The sequence below is a fragment of the Paenibacillus alvei DSM 29 genome (assembly GCF_000293805.1).
In the GTDB taxonomy this organism is placed as follows: domain Bacteria; phylum Bacillota; class Bacilli; order Paenibacillales; family Paenibacillaceae; genus Paenibacillus_B; species Paenibacillus_B alvei.
Genome location: NZ_AMBZ01000002.1, coordinates 144784 through 159830 on the forward strand (window position 1 = coordinate 144784; position 15047 = coordinate 159830).

Below are 15047 nucleotides of genomic sequence, written 5' to 3' on the forward strand. Positions count from 1 at the left end.
CGGCATCTAAAATCACTGCTCTATGTTAGTCCATCGCCTTCAATTCCAGCAAAGCATCACGCAGCTCGGCCGCGCGCTCGAATTGAAGGTTTTTCGCTGCATCTTTCATTTCCGCTTCCAAGCGCTGAATGACCGACTGGCGATCCTTCTTCGACATCTTCTCGACAGACTTGCTTATGTTGTAGTCTTCCTTCGTCTCCGCCGTCTTCGTTGCCTCGATCACATCGCGCACTTTCTTGCGAATCGTCTGCGGCGTAATGCCATGCTCTTCATTGAACGCCATCTGAATGCGGCGACGACGCTCTGTTTCGGTAATAGCCTTATGCATCGAATCCGTTATTTTATCCCCGTACATGATAACAAGTCCCGATGCATTCCGCGCCGCACGCCCTATCGTTTGAATGAGGGAGCGTTCCGCACGCAAGAAGCCTTCCTTATCTGCGTCCAGTATCGCTACCAGCGATACTTCCGGCAAGTCTAGACCTTCACGCAGCAAGTTAATGCCGACTAACACATCATATACACCAAGCCGCAAATCACGCAGCAGCATCATACGCTCCAATGTCTTAATATCAGAGTGCAAATAGCGAACCTTGATGCCGATCTCCTTCAAATAGTCCGTTAAATCCTCGGACATCTTCTTCGTCAATGTCGTGACAAGGACGCGCTCTTCCCTATCCAAGCGTATGCGGATTTCTTCAATCAGATCGTCAATCTGTCCTTTCGTTGGGCGTACCTCGATAATCGGATCCAGCAGTCCTGTCGGCCGGATAATTTGCTCGACCATCTTCGGACAATGCTCCAGCTCGTATGGTCCTGGTGTGGCCGATACGAACACCGCTTGACCTACCTTTTGTTCGAACTCCTCAAACTTGAGCGGTCGATTGTCCAATGCCGACGGCAGGCGGAAACCATGCTCAACAAGTACTTCCTTACGCGCTTTGTCTCCATTGTACATCGCCCGAACCTGCGGGAGCGTAACATGAGACTCGTCGACCACGACAAGGAAGTCGTCAGGGAAATAATCGAGCAGCGTATAAGGCGTAGCGCCGCGCTCGCGGAATGTAAGCGGGCCAGAGTAGTTCTCGATACCCGAACAAAAGCCCATCTCCTGCATCATCTCGATATCATAACGAGTACGCTGCTCCAATCGTTGTGCTTCTAACAGCTTGCCCATACTTCGCAGTTCTTCTAACCGCTCTTCCAATTCCCGCTCAATATTGACAAGAGCCAGCTTCATCGTTTCTTCTCTCGTTACGAAGTGAGAAGCCGGGAAGATCGCAACATGCTCACGCTCGCCGATAATCTCTCCTGTCAAAACGTCGATTTCGGTTATACGCTCGATCTCATCGCCGAACAGTTCGACGCGAACTGCATTTTCGCCATTCGAGGCAGGAAAGATTTCAACTACATCGCCTCGTACGCGGAACGTACCGCGTGTGAAGTTCATATCATTGCGCTGATATTGGATGTCTACCAGCTTGCTAAGGATTGTGTTGCGCGGCTTTTCCATACCTACTCGCAGCGACAACACTAGATTGCCGTATTCCATCGGGGAACCCAAGCCATATATGCACGACACGCTCGCTACGATAATCACGTCACGGCGTTCGAACAAGGAACTTGTCGCCGAGTGGCGCAGCTTATCAATCTCCTCATTAATACTCGAATCCTTCTCGATGTACGTATCGGAAGAAGGAATATAGGCTTCCGGCTGATAGTAATCGTAGTAACTGACAAAATAAGACACGGCATTGTTCGGGAAAAATTCCTTGAACTCACTGCACAACTGTGCTGCCAGTGTCTTATTATGGGCAATAATAAGCGTCGGACGGTTCAAACGCGCTATTGTTTGGGCAATCGTAAAGGTTTTCCCTGTTCCGGTCGCTCCAAGCAGCGTCTGATACCGTTTCCCTTGATTAATGCCCTCAACCAATTGTTCAATCGCCTTAGGCTGATCCCCCTGAGGAGAAAAATCAGATACTAGCTCAAAAGGCCTCTCTTCCCTTTCAAAGTCCGTCACAACTTCACCGCTTTCTATTTAATATCATGTATATTTCATATGATGAACTGCATCAGTCGAGAGTCGAAGCCAAAATCAAGCAGCCGTGCTCATGACCTGTACAGTGAACATTCGATTAATGCAGAAAAAGCTTCCTTATCATGCCATTGCTTATAGGCATATACTCCTGCATATAAGCACAAATTTTCATTATTCTGGGACATTCTAGGACTCTCGACTCAAAACTTCGGCACAGCTCTGAGAACCTGCCCCTTCCCTAAACTTTACCCATTTTCCACCCGATAAACATATCAGGAACAGCATCGCGAAAAAAAACTTCGCACAGGTCTGTTGGCATTATCATATTGCTTGCAAAATTGTTGCAAAGAAGGTCCCGCATGAGGCGGATATCATCTTTACATATGAAAAAATAAGAATGTTTGTTCCCTTTTCCATTATACTCTTTTCGTCGATTGGATGCAAATGGGAAACATTGAACGGGAGAGAGGATTATTTCTATGGACAAAACAACTGTTATTGGTATTCTTGCCGGCTTGGCTGCACTCATCGGGGGCTTCCTATGGGAAGGCGGCCAAATGGGCGGTCTCTGGGAAAAAACGGCTGCACTTATCGTGTTCGGCGGCACGATTGCCGCCGTCGTCATCAGCTTCCCTGGCAAGCGGCTGCGCAGCATTCCGAATGCGCTTAAGATGGCCTTCGGCCGCAGCACTGAGAACCCACAGCAATTAATTGACGACATTGTTGCGATGAGCACTGTCGCTCGTCGCGAAGGTGTACTTGCATTGGAGAACAGCATCCACAAGCATGACAATGGCTATTTGCGTGATGGTATTATGATGATTGTGGACGGGACCGATCCCGAGCTCGTAAAGCAGATGATGGAGCTGGAGATGGATGCAATTGAAGAAAAGCATGAAGGTTATGCTAAAATGTTCGAGGCTGCTGGCGGCTATGCGCCAACAATGGGGATCATCGGAACAGTCATGGGACTGATTCATGTTCTTGCCAATTTGTCGGATCCCTCGACACTTGGGCCATCGATTGCCGTTGCCTTCACAGCTACCTTATACGGTGTTGCAACTGCGAATATTATATACTTGCCGATTGCAAGCAAAATCAAAGCGCGAAGCATGGAAGACTTGCGTGTGATGGAAATGATCGAATACGGCGTATTAGCAGTACAAGCTGGTGAGAACCCGCAACTCATTCGCAAAAAGCTGGGATCGTTCCTGCTTGCCGAAGACTCCTTCGCGCCGCTGAAATTGGTTCCTGAAACAAACCGGGGGATGATCCATGAGACGCAGAAATAGAAAACAAGCGGCACGCGCTGAAAACCACGAGCGCTGGCTCATTACTTACGCGGATCTCATTACCTTGCTCATGATCTTTTTCGTCGTCATGTACGCGATGAGTAAAGTTGATGTGGATAAATACGAGTCACTATCTGAAACCCTACAGCTATCCTTCCGAAATACGGATACGTCTTTAAAGGGCTCTACCATTCTAGATGGAGCTTATTCTAAGCCTGGACAAACTGGGGATAAGCAAAAGCAGCAAGATGGGTCAAGCGGCAAAGACAAAGAGGAAAAAGCGGTGGCTATCGGTACAATTACGAATAAGGACCTAGCCTTCCGCAAGCAAGAAGCAGAGCTAAAAAACTTTATGGGCGTCATTCAACAGTATGTGGATGACAATAAGCTTGGAAGTCAAATTACCGTATCTGATACACCCAAAGGCATCGCCATTCGAATGAGCGACCGCCTGTTGTTCGACCTAAGTCGTGCGGATTTAAAGGAAAATGCACTGCCACCGCTGAAGAAGCTCGCTACCTTATTTCCTAAGCTGAGCACGTTAATCAGTATCGAAGGGCATACGGATAATTTGCCGTTTGCACAAGGCGGACGGTATAAAGATAACTGGGAGCTGTCTGCTGCCCGTGCTCTATCTGTACTTCGCTACTTTGTCGACGACAATAAGCTGGATGCAGACCAATTCCAAATTGCCGGATATGGGGACACGCGCCCACTTGTGGATAACGATACCGAACAGCATCGACAACAAAATCGGCGTGTAGAGATTATCGTTCTGCGGAAAATGATCCAATAAGCGAGTAGTTAACAGCTCCACCAAAATGGTTATCCAGTAGTTATGCACAAGGGAAACTGGACTTATCCACTTTATTCACGGATTTATCTACAGAATGTTAACAACTTGTCGACAATATCATCGTTTTCACTTGATTTTATCCACAATCCACAAGAGTTCTAAATTCGACTCATAAAAAACAAAGGGATTGACCAGTGCAGCTGTAAACAGCATTTGGTCAATCTCTTTTTATTATCGATTCGACACCTATGGTCGATATTATTGTACCAACATATATCAAGCTCGGTATTTTATCCAATAAACATCCTACTACAAAAAATAAGATGAATGAAAGAAACTCTCGCTATGCCCGATTATCCACATCTGCAGAGATCGATGCTTTCCCAGCATCCACAGCGCCTTCTGCCTTGTCCGCAGACTGACTACCGCTATCTACATTCTCTTGCTGCTTGCACTTCGCCCCGCGCTTGGAACGAGTCCACGGCACACGCAAAAAGGAAAATAAGGATAGCGCCCGTGTCACTGCTACATATTCGACATGATCATCCGGAGCCAGCAATACACCCAGTTGATGATGATCGCCTGCGTAAATGGCTCTCTGCAGGAACCGAACCTCACCTGCTAAGTTGTTGACTTCAAGCTTGCAAAATGCTGCGTTCATTCGCAGCGCCTGGTGCAACTCCTCTTTTGTCCTCACCTTAATGCCATTTACCTTTACAATGACTTCCCCCTGCACGATACCAAGCTCTGCTGCAGGACTTTTAGGAAGTACCGCCAAAATGCGAAGTCCACCCGCATCTTGCGTGAACACCGGACTATGTTCTGCCTCTTCCCTGCGACTCAGCCATATCAGGCCCTCATGCATCCCCAGCGCAGCAATTGCAGCTACAGGGACAAGCGGCGGCCACCAAGCAGCAGCTAGAGATACGGCCAGCAGCAGCGCTGCATATGCGAACAATCGCGTGCTGCTTAGCGCAGCCTTCTGCTGCGGAAGCTTCGTGAACGTCAGCTCTGAGAAGCCGACGACGACAGGAAATGCAACTAACATCCAGCCCTGCTGCCACAGATCTCCGCCAAACAGCGGCGTCCAAGGCAAGGCTGCTCCATCGCTCGAGGCTGGAAAGAGCAGGAGCAGCGGCACTGGCCACATGCTCTGCATGCGATAAGCGCCTACTACGCGTCCGCGTTTGCTCTCTATAAACATCGGGCCAGCCATTTGCGCTGCCTGTTTGCGGATAAGCACAGCTTCAGCGGCATGCAGCAAAGCAACAAGCACCAGCAGACCTGCCGCGTCCATCCCGCGAACAGAAGCAACTGCATCTCCATGCCAGCCTTCCGGATTCCATGCAGTCCCCCAGATGTTCAATCCAAATTGAATAAGCGCAAGCATGCTCGCTGCATACGCAAGACATAGGAAACGAACACGTACAAGCAGCAGCACGAGCGCAATCATCCATAGCAGTATGATGACTTCACGCGATAGAGTCACACCGAGGCCAATCGAAGCGAATGAAACGAGGATCCCTGCAATCAAGCCACCAAGCCAAGCATGCCAGGTGTGGGTTATCCAACTATGCATCTTCACGGCAAATAACCTTCGCTCCAGGATGACCTGCCTGCGATAATGCAAGGCAATAAGAAGAATGGACAGCCAATAAAATGGTGACAGCAGCCACTGCAATAGAGCCTCTCCCACTCGAACACCGATATCGATAAGCAGGTTCACTTGATTCGCCCCTCTCCATCACCAATTAGACAGTGCATTCCAACTGTGTTCACAAACATGCTACCTATTTGCTGCCTATACGCAGCCTTTCTTGCCTTCAAGCTCACCAACCATCTTGCATTCAAACTATATTCCCACTTTCTTTACACCCTTTGTTACAACATAAACACTCGCACATCATGCGTTCACGTATCCATTTACCCGAAAATTAAACCTTACAATCAAAAGAAAAGAAGGCCGAAGCCGAGGCTTGCGACCTTCTTTATATTCGACAGCGTTTAGCGGATTTCCTTCTTAAGCACATCAACCGCCTTATGCAGCTGTGCATCATTTTGCGGATCCCGCATCGCCTTAATAATAGCCTGCTCTAACTGCTCGCCAGTCTTTACATCTACCTTGCCTGTAACGTTCAACTTATATGCTTGCTGGAACGCCTTAACGGCTGCTTCGGTCTCTTTGGAGAAATAGCCATCCTTACGTCCAGGCTTATAACCAAGCCCGTCAAGCATAATCTGAATGTTCTTCACATGCTCATTGTTCATATCGAAAGCAAGTGTTAGATCCTTGGCTACAGGAGCGACATAATAGAAATCAGGCTGCTGCACAGCAACATCCGGTTCAATGCCCTTCTGATGGATCCAATTGCCCTGCGGCGTCAGCCATTTCGCAATCGTAATCTTGATCAAGCCGCCATCCCCAGAATTATAACTTGTCTGTACGGTTCCCTTGCCGAACGTATGCTCACCGATAAGCTTCGCTCCAGCCGATTCCTTCAGCGCACTAGCCATAATTTCAGAGGCGCTAGCACTGCCCTTATTCGTCAGCATTGCAACCGGATAAGGCTTCAGTTTCGCTGTTCCCTTGGATACATAGCTGCTGCGTTCTTTGTTCCGATCCTCCACTTGCACAATCGATTTGCCTTCCGGAACGAACAGCTCCGTCATCTTCTGGACAATATCGAGCACGCCGCCCGGATTATTACGGACATCGATTACAAGCCCCTTCATTCCTTGCTTCTCCAGCTTCTCCAGTTCTTCCTTGAAGCGTTCGAATGTGTTAAGTGAAAATTGGCGAATTTCGATATATCCGATGCTTCCATCAAGCATTTTTGGATATACGGTCTCCATATCGACCTCACCCCGAACGACAACGAGCTCAAGTGGAGCCGCTTGCCCAGCACGTTTAATGAGGATTTTAGCTTTTGTCCCTTTTGGACCGCGAATTTTCGCTACGGCTTCATTCAAGCTCTTGCCTTCCAGACTTTCTCCATTTACGGAAATAAGCACATCCTTCGGCTTTACGCCAGCCTTTTCAGCTGGGGATCCCTTGATAGGAGATACAACCGTTACTTCGCCGTTCTCCATCGTTACTTCCGCACCAATACCAGTAAAAGCTCCTTCAATGCTGTGATTGAATTGCTCAGCTTCCTCTTTCTCCATAAAGGAGGAATATGGATCGTTAAGCGCAGCGATCATGCCGTGAACAGCACCGTTCACAATCTTGTTGCGATCAATGGCGGTAACATATTTATTCTCGATAATGCCTAACGCCGAGCTCAGCTTCTGCATCTCGCTTGCTGATAAGCCATTGCCTGTCGATGCAGCTTGTCCACCACTCGCAAATATCGGCAAATCCATTACTGTAAACGTTAAGGCACTGCCTGTCAGCATTGCCGCTCCCACTAACAGAGCGACGGTCCGCCCTTTGAATGACATCGAATCACCGCCTTTGTATTCCCTATGTTCCGTATGCTTGCTCAGACAACATTCGTTTTAGTATATGCCGAAGCTGCCATTTTTATTTCAAGTAAGGCCGTGGATCAACCTGTTCCTTATTCACGAGAACTTCGAAATGCAGGTGGTTACCTGTCGCGCGTCCCGTGGCGCCTACCTCCGCAATCTTGTCGCCGCGAGAAACTTGGTCGCCCTTCTTCACTTTAATGCCCCCATTGCGGATATGACCGTATAACGTCCATAAACCATTACCGTGATCAATGATGACACAATTACCATATCCTGACCACCATTCAGCCAATGTAACCGTCCCTGATTCAGCAGCATAAATATCCGTTCCTCCAGGCGTAGCCATATCCAGCCCACTATGGAACGCGCCTTGCCGTCCAGTGATCGGATCTTTCCGCGAGCCGAACTCAGAAGAGATATAATAATCGGCATGAAGCGGAACTGCTAATTGCCCGCCGGAATATGCAGCACTCGGATTGCTTCTTGGCTTCGGTCTAGGCGATTCCTTCGGCTTCATCAGCTCATTCTTCTTCCGAAGAAGATCAGCACGCTTTGAGGCAAATTCAATAAGCAGCGCGCGTTGTTCCTCGCTCGCTTCATCCGATTCGTCAATCTGCTTGTTATAGCTTGCGATCATGACTTCCTTTTCTTTTTCCTTCAGCATTAAGTCTTTCTTCGCATTATCAAGCTTTGCATACAACAGCTTTACTTGCTTCAAGTTGGTCTCGATTTCTTGCTTTTTCTGCACAACCAGTTGCTTGTCACGCTTATGCTCCGCCAAGATTTCCTTATCGTTCTCCGCAATCGACTGCAGAGAATCAAACCGATCAAGGAAGTCAGAGAAGCTAGTGGCGCTAAACAACACATCTATGTAAGACACAACTCCGTTCGTATACATTAATCGAACACGTGTATCCAATAAATTTTCACGATCCTCAATGCGCTTATTCACTTTTTGCAGCTCATCTGCCGCTTGAGCAAGATTCAGCTCGGTAGTATCAATTTGATGAGCGACATTCGCCATCTCACTTGCTTTTTTATCAATCTCAGACAGCAGGTAGTCCATATCCTTCTTCGTCTTCCCAAGCAGCTTTGTTGCTTCAGCCTTCATAGTCTTTGCTTCCTGCTGCTTGTTTTCTGCCTGGCGCATCTCGTTCTGAAGCTGCTTCAATTGCTGATTGACCTTATCCAACTCCGATGCTTGTCCCGTTGTTGGCGGCACCATTGAGAAGAGAATCGCAAAGCTAGCGAATAACATGAACCACTTTTTAAAATCTGTTCCCCGTTTCAATCCGATGTTCCTCCTATTCTCCCCGATTGGGACTAGCGCTCAAACAGTCACTACACGATAACGCTATACTTTCAAAAATTTACGAATGGAGATTGTACTTCCCCACATGCCGATCAAAATGCCCAATGCTACTAGCGAGCTGCCGACAAGCAGCCATGCATCCTGAAGTGGGACAAGCTTAACCATTTGCAAGCCCAGCTCAAAATTCGTCACGAGCTGCTGATATCCGTAAAATAGAATTCCAACTGTAAGTAATGAGCCTAACAGCCCTATAAGAGCCCCTTCTACGAAGAACGGCCCTCGGATGAAGGAATTGGTTGCCCCTACAAGTTTCATAATGCTGAGCTCGCGTTGGCGCGCCATAATCGTAACTTTAATCGTATTTGAGATAAGAAACATGGCGGTTACAGCCAAACCCGCTACAATGATCAACCCAAAGTTGCGAACAGTTGCCGTGACCTTTAACAGTGTGTCGACGGTACCCTTCCCGTAATTGACCTTCCACAGCGGCTTCGCACTATTCGTATCATTAATGGCATTAATCTTCTTAGCAACCATGCTAATTGTTGCCGGATCATATACCTCTACCGTGAAGGAATCCGGCAATGGATTCGTCTCTTTCGTATAGCCGTTGAGCAGTTCCTTGCCATCCTCGCCCAAGTTTTCCTGCAGCATCTTCATGCCTTCTTCCTTGGAAACCGAGATGACCTTGCTTACCTCCGACATATTGCCGATATCTGTAGCGAGCAACTCCTTCTGTTCCTTTGTCACATCAAGCTTAAGGAAAACTCGGATTTGCACTTTGTTGTCAATCTGCTTCGTCATTTCATTCACATTCAGCGACAACAGCATGAACACACCTAAAATAAACAACGAGATAACAATGGAGCTAACCGATGCGAACGACATCCAGCCGTTGCGTAATATGCTCTTGCTTCCTTCTCTGACATGGCGGGTAAGTGAATTAAAAATCATAGCCGTATTCCCCCCGCGCCTCGTCACGTACAATTAAGCCTTGTTCGATTGCAATAACCCGCTTGCGCATCGAGTTGACGATATCTTTATTGTGAGTTGCCATGACGATTGTTGTGCCGCGGAAATTAATTTCCTCAAGCAGCTTCATAATGCCCCATGATGTCTCTGGATCGAGGTTCCCCGTGGGCTCGTCCGCCACAATCACGGAAGGATTGTTTACGATAGCTCTAGCTATGGCAACGCGCTGCTGTTCCCCTCCGGACAACTGCGCCGGCAGACTGTTCATCTTATGCTTCAAGCCAACCAGCTCCAGCACCTCAGGTACACGGCGCTTAATGACCTTCTTCGGCGCTTCGATAACCTCCATGGCAAAAGCAACATTCTCATAGGCTGTCAGCTTCGGCAGAAGTCTGAAGTCCTGGAACACGACGCCGATATTGCGCCGCACATAAGGAATTTTGCGCTGCTTCAACTTGCCGATATTGAATCCACTTACGAAAATTTGCCCTTTTGTGGGCACTTCTTCTCTATAGATCAATTTCATGAACGTCGATTTCCCTGCTCCCGACGGTCCGACCAAGTAGACGAATTCATCCTTATCAATTTGGACGGATATGCCGCGCAATGCGTGAGAGCCGTCTTGGTACGTTTTCCATACATCTTGCATTTCTATCAAATGATCACACCCTAAGTTTAAAAGATCAGCTAATATACATTCGACATAAGTGCCCCAATTCCTTTAAAAGAAAGGAAATTTCAACATCTTTTTACGCATTGCTCCACAATCAGCTACATATAGCGGCTATCGCCGTCGGATTTGCGTCTTTCTAAATTTCCTCATTACTGCGCAATTGTCCCCCTTTGTATTTTTGGAATAGTAAGAACTCTCATTTCCGTTTCCTAGTGCATTAGTAAAGTTTAGCGTGCAAGTCGCATATAGTATGAAAATGAACGATTCCGCCTATATGGATTGGAAGCATATTTGGAATACGGACGATTTTTTCTTTATTTTTTCATAAGCAGGAGGCTGTTGCAGTGAAAAAAATCCATGCACTATTTATTATCCTTGCCTCGCTCTTATTGGTAGGTACTGCGCTCTGGGGGTGGGCTCACAGCTATGCTTCACAGTCTACGATCCCTCCCAACGTACACTTGTCTACATGGAATATCGGTTCCCAATCCATGGACACCTTCCGCGAGCAATTAAAAGATAAAATGAAGGAATTAGAGCAGACGTCGTTCGAACTCTCCTTCAAAGGCACTAATATTGAACCCATCCAAACGACACTTGCCGATCTCGGTGTAACGTATGATGCAGATCCTATACTGCGCGCACTCGACAAAATGAAGGAAGGCTCACTGTGGGAACGAATCCAAGCCCGCTACAATTTCCCGACGTCCTGGACGCTTCAATTCCGCTGGAATAAGGAGGTTTGGGCAAAGCGCCTAACAGCCGATTGGGAGGCGCAAACCTTTGGCAAGCCCGTGAATGCAAAAAGGGAAATCACCAAAGACGACAGCATTCGATATACTCCCGAGAAAGCAGTCTATCGAATCGATCGGGTTCAGCTGGAACAGTTGATTCGGGCGTCCATCCCGCATACGTGGAATGATGGACGGACGATTGCGCTTGAAGTCCCGATGAAAAAGACAAATCCGCCAGTTACGGTCGCATCACTGCAAGCCGAAGGAATTGAACGAAAAATTATCGAGTTCTCTACAAGCTTTGTGCAAGCCGATGACGGCCGCACCCATAATGTCAATGCGGCTGCACAAACGATCCATGATATGGTGCTGAAGCCTGGTGAAATTTTCGATTACGATAAAGTCATTGCCGAAACGGAAAAGAAATACGGCTTCAAGGAAGCTCCCGTCATCTTTAACGGCAAGCTTGTACCCGGTATTGGCGGCGGCATCTGCCAAGTATCTAGCACACTATATAATGCGGTGCTTCGCACCGGGCTAGAAATTGTCGAACGGCGCAATCATTCCCTGCCAGTCTCTTACTTGCCTATTGGACTGGATGCTACCTTTTCTCAGGGTTATATTAACTTCCGCTTCAAAAATACGACCGGCAAGCACTTAATGATTCGAACCGCTGCCGAGAACGATCGGCTGATTATTAAATTTTTTGGAACTATGGATAAAGGCGTCTCTTATCGAATGGAAACCAAAACATTAAAGGTGCTGGAACCGACGATTAAGTATGTTAAGAATCCAAACCTGCCTATTGGCAGCCATGAGACCATTCAGCGCGGAAAGCAAGGGTATACGGTGGAATCGTACCGGATTAAGCTGGTGAACGGCAAAGAGGTCGAACGCAAGAAAATGTTTGTGGATACGTACAGACCGCAGCCTACTCTTATAGCAGTGAATACAGGAGGCTCCGATCAGTCTTCTACGAGGAAGGATCAAAGTCCAATCTTAGAGGATGGCGTGAATGGGCCAATATTTAACGATGAATCTTAAATAGAGTAAGCGAAGGCTAAACTCATGAGGAAGAGCCCTGCATCAACTTGTGATGAGGGCTCTTTTGCGTTCATATCGATCTCGTATGCAATTTATTAATATACTCGCAGATAGGAATTAAGCTCCCAACCATGAACTTGAGATGCATATTCGTTGTATTCCTGCTCTTTCACCGAAATATACGTATTCAATGCCTGCTCACCCATAATATCCTGGATGATTGTATCCTTTTCCATATGCCTTAACGCCTCAAATAAATCCCGGGGGTAGGCATCCCATTTATACGGAGTGCTATTTACCGCTTCATGAATGTCCCTACTCGCCTCCTTAGGAGGCATTTCCCTCTTTTTCACCCCCTCCAAGCCTGACTTCAGCATGACGGCAAACAGTAAATATGGATTAGCAGTTGGATCAGGCGTACGATATTCAATTCGCGTCTGTTTGCCTCGTGCCGCAGGAATTCGGATCATTGCCGAACGATTGTTTTCAGACCAAGTTAGATGAGTCGGCGCTTCATAGCCTGGCATCAAACGTTTATAAGAATTAACTACCGGGTTCGCAATGGCAGACATTCCTTTTGCGTGATGCAGCAAACCGGCTATAAAATAGAGAGCAATGTCACTCATCTTGGATGGTGCTTGCGGATCATAGAACACATTACACTTCGCATCATCCTGCAAAGATTGGTTGCAATGAAGGGCGTTGCCATTTTGACCGCTCATCGGCTTCGGCATGAATGTAGCATGAAGGCCATGTTGATTTGCCACTCGCTTCGTCAGCAGCTTGAACATTTGCCACCGATCGGCGGCCCTAAGCGCTTCACCGAAGCGAAAGTTGATCTCGTGCTGGCCTGGAGCCACTTCATGATGAGACGCCTCGATTTGGAAGCCTTGCTTCCTCATCTCCTGCAATAATTCAAATCTTACATTCTCCCCGCGATCTTGAGGGAATAGATCACAATATCCACCTTCGTCATGAGGCGTGACAATTGGTATTCCCCGTTCACTTAGAGGATAGAGGAAAAATTCGCCCTCTACCCCGATGTAATAGGAATAACCCAATTCCTTCGCTTCCTGCAGCACTTCTTTCAGCATACTCCGGGTACACCCCTGCGCGCGGCTGCCATCCGGCAAGCGGACATCACAAAAGAAAGATGCTATAGTACCGTATGTGGAGTCGTGCCAAGTATCCACATGGAATGAAGTTGGATCCGGATGCAAGGCGAGATCGGATTGATCTACACCGCCGTACCCTGTGACCGAAGAACCGTCAAACATCACCTTCCCTTTAAAGGCAGCTCCCGCTTCATCACGATGGATGACAAGCTGCTTTACCTTGCCGAACAAGTCCGTAAATTGCAAACGCAAATACTCTACAGCATGCTGATGCATCCATTCAACGACTTCGTCTCCAGATTGAATGGGGGGAACATCTTCGCATGGGCTTGATCCAGCTAGGGGTTCAGATGAAGCTGTACAATCCGACGATGGTACAGAACGTTGCATTACGCATCCCTCCTCGTTCGCTGTTGCGGCACATCTGGAAGTGTATTTACAGAAACGATATCTTGGGATTTTTTGCGCGGAGGCGTCCAAAACTGCTCATTGCCGGGCAGGTCATCGAACCATGCGGCATCATCCGGACAATCTAGCATCATGAATTTGCCGTAATTTCCTTCTCGGGATTGATGATATTTCAGAAATGCCTTTCCATTCTCAATTGCCAATATTTCAATTTTGCCGGATGTATGGCTCATGGACAATCGAACTCGCTTGCCAAGACCCGACGTCTTCGCCTTCGCTTCTTCTACGAGCTGGTACGCCTCCTTCAACGAGAGGACAAATTCACTATTTCCAGCGACCGGCCGATTAATAAAGAAATAATAAGGAGTTACCCCCGCCCATGACAGCTTATCCAGCAGTTCGCCCAGCACTTCAGCATCGTCATTGATGCCTCTAAGTACCGGTGTTTGGTTGACCACAATTGCCCCAGCATCATGCAGCGCCTGAAATCCGCGCTTCGCTTCTTCTGTAATTTCACGAGGGTGGTTAATATGGGCCATTACATAAATCCGGTGGTCAGGTGTGGAAAATTCCCGGATTGTCTCCAGCAACAATTCGTCTTCATAAATGCGCATTGGATTGAAGACGGGCAGCTTGGAACCTAATCGGATGATCTTGACGTGCGGGATATCGCGCAGACGCTGCAATATCTTTCTTAGCTTCGGTGTGGCTAAAATTAGGCTGTCTCCGCCAGTGAGCAGGACATTATTAATCTCGGGGTGTTCGGCAATGTAGGAGAGTCCTGGATTTACATCGGACATCGCTTCTTGGACATCGTTACGGAAAAGTCGCTTGCGGAAGCAGTATCGGCAATAAGCGCCGCATACCTCTGATACAATTAATAGGGCGGTAGATGAATACTTGTGCTGGCAGCCAGGAACCACGTAGTTCGTATCCTCATCCGAGGCGTCCCATCGTCCATACTCTTTCAGTTCCCCTGTATTCGGGATGACAAGCTTCCGAATCGGGTCATTGGGGTCTTTCCAATCAATGAGGTTCAAATAATAATCATTCACGCGGAATACAAATTTCTCGGTAATTTGCTTAAGCCGTTTCCTTTCCGTCTCGGGTAACTGGGTAACCTTGTCGATATCGGTGACGTACTTCGGCTGAGGCATTGGCATTCCTCCTTATAAAATTTTGAATATAAGTG

Annotated in this window: 11 protein-coding genes; 3 read left to right on the plus strand and 8 right to left on the minus strand. The window is 47.7% G+C overall.

The features are described from left to right. Nucleotides 1-25: 25 nt before the first annotated feature. On the minus strand, nt 26-2023 hold the full coding sequence (uvrB, locus tag PAV_RS07145; protein ID WP_005544660.1) for an excinuclease ABC subunit UvrB: 1998 nt from the start codon (nt 2021-2023) through the stop codon (nt 26-28). Nucleotides 2024-2520: 497 nt separating this feature from the next. Here uvrB and PAV_RS07150 point away from each other — a divergent pair, with 497 nt between their 5' ends. Continuing rightward, entirely contained in the window at nt 2521-3333 is an 813-nt protein-coding gene (locus tag PAV_RS07150) for a flagellar motor protein (protein WP_005544666.1), read from the plus strand. Then, the gene (locus tag PAV_RS07155) at nt 3317-4129 is read left to right on the plus strand and encodes an OmpA/MotB family protein (RefSeq protein WP_005544670.1); all 813 of its coding nucleotides are present in this window, start codon (nt 3317-3319) and stop codon (nt 4127-4129) included. The genes PAV_RS07150 and PAV_RS07155 overlap by 17 nt, the downstream gene beginning before the upstream one ends. Nucleotides 4130-4472: 343 nt before the next feature. Here PAV_RS07155 and PAV_RS07160 read toward each other — a convergent pair whose 3' ends face one another. From PAV_RS07160 to ftsE, 5 genes are all read right to left on the minus strand, one after another. Next, nucleotides 4473-5855, minus strand: coding sequence for a PDZ domain-containing protein (locus PAV_RS07160; protein ID WP_005544671.1), 1383 nt, complete (start codon nt 5853-5855; stop codon nt 4473-4475). 278 nt (nt 5856-6133) lie between these two features. Beyond that, on the minus strand, nt 6134-7570 hold the full coding sequence (locus tag PAV_RS07165; protein WP_005544673.1) for a S41 family peptidase: 1437 nt from the start codon (nt 7568-7570) through the stop codon (nt 6134-6136). An 82-nt stretch (nt 7571-7652) separates the two neighbouring features. Beyond that, nucleotides 7653-8888 carry a murein hydrolase activator EnvC family protein gene (locus PAV_RS07170; protein WP_005544675.1) on the minus strand — a complete coding sequence of 412 codons (1236 nt, stop codon included), beginning with the start codon at nt 8886-8888 and terminating at the stop codon, nt 7653-7655. Nucleotides 8889-8951: 63 nt separating this feature from the next. Then, nucleotides 8952-9863 (minus strand): permease-like cell division protein FtsX, encoded by a 912-nt coding sequence (ftsX, locus tag PAV_RS07175; RefSeq protein ID WP_005544677.1) that lies wholly within the window; start codon nt 9861-9863, stop codon nt 8952-8954. After that, entirely contained in the window at nt 9853-10539 is a 687-nt protein-coding gene (ftsE, locus tag PAV_RS07180) for a cell division ATP-binding protein FtsE (protein WP_005544679.1), read from the minus strand. The genes ftsX and ftsE overlap by 11 nt, the downstream gene beginning before the upstream one ends. A gap of 359 nt (nt 10540-10898) precedes the next feature. On the opposite strand from ftsE, the gene PAV_RS07185 reads away from it, so the two are divergent. Beyond that, nucleotides 10899-12332 carry a VanW family protein gene (locus PAV_RS07185; RefSeq protein WP_005544682.1) on the plus strand — a complete coding sequence of 478 codons (1434 nt, stop codon included), beginning with the start codon at nt 10899-10901 and terminating at the stop codon, nt 12330-12332. A 95-nt stretch (nt 12333-12427) separates the two neighbouring features. Here PAV_RS07185 and glnA read toward each other — a convergent pair whose 3' ends face one another. Both glnA and PAV_RS07195 read right to left on the minus strand, forming a co-directional pair. Continuing rightward, complete coding sequence (glnA, locus tag PAV_RS07190) at nt 12428-13837, minus strand: type I glutamate--ammonia ligase (RefSeq protein WP_005544684.1); 1410 nt, start codon at nt 13835-13837, stop codon at nt 12428-12430. After that, nucleotides 13837-15012 carry a KamA family radical SAM protein gene (locus PAV_RS07195; RefSeq protein ID WP_005544685.1) on the minus strand — a complete coding sequence of 392 codons (1176 nt, stop codon included), beginning with the start codon at nt 15010-15012 and terminating at the stop codon, nt 13837-13839. Before PAV_RS07195 ends, glnA begins: the two co-directional genes overlap by 1 nt. Nucleotides 15013-15047: the final 35 nt, after the last annotated feature.

Excerpts from the sequence above, each read along its gene's own strand:
- PAV_RS07165 (WP_005544673.1), bottom strand. The coding sequence starts at position 7,570 with ATGTCATTCAAAGGGCGGACCGTCGCTCTGTTAGTGGGAGCGGCAATG.
- PAV_RS07195 (WP_005544685.1), bottom strand. The coding sequence starts at position 15,012 with ATGCCTCAGCCGAAGTACGTCACCGATATCGACAAGGTTACCCAGTTA.
- glnA (WP_005544684.1), bottom strand. The coding sequence starts at position 13,837 with ATGCAACGTTCTGTACCATCGTCGGATTGTACAGCTTCATCTGAACCC.
- ftsX (WP_005544677.1), bottom strand. The coding sequence starts at position 9,863 with ATGATTTTTAATTCACTTACCCGCCATGTCAGAGAAGGAAGCAAGAGC.
- PAV_RS07155 (WP_005544670.1), top strand. The coding sequence starts at position 3,317 with ATGAGACGCAGAAATAGAAAACAAGCGGCACGCGCTGAAAACCACGAG.
- PAV_RS07150 (WP_005544666.1), top strand. The coding sequence starts at position 2,521 with ATGGACAAAACAACTGTTATTGGTATTCTTGCCGGCTTGGCTGCACTC.